The 327-nt window shown below is 44.0% G+C and carries 1 protein-coding gene; it reads left to right on the top strand.

Annotated features, from left to right (window positions below; translation table 11 throughout):
* Positions 1-327 (top strand): transposase (locus tag GPK90_RS11995; RefSeq protein WP_215703095.1); only part of this gene is annotated, 327 nt, incomplete at both ends.

Genomic DNA, 327 nt, shown 5'->3' with positions numbered 1-327 from the left:
AATGAATCGAACCTACTCAAGCAGGGATATCCAAAAGGCATGCAAACGGGATATCAACTTTATGTACCTCCTGGAAGGAATGCCGGCTCCTGACCATGCAACGATCGCGCGTTTTATCTCCCTGCATTTTTCGGCTTGTGCAAAGGTACTGCTTGCCCAAATGTCAGATCTGCTCTATCTTCTTGGTGAGATCTCAGGAAAGACCATTTTTATTGATGGCACCAAGATCGAGTCTGCAGCCAATAAATATACCTTTGTATGGAAACGGGCTATTACGAAAAATCAGGCCCGGTTATACACAAAACTATCTTCTTTTGTGGCTGAATG

The organism is Clostridium sp. MCC344, assembly GCF_018785365.1.
In the GTDB taxonomy this organism is placed as follows: Bacteria; Bacillota; Clostridia; order Lachnospirales; family Lachnospiraceae; genus Pilosibacter.
This window is presented reverse-complemented; position numbering and strand designations above follow the sequence as displayed.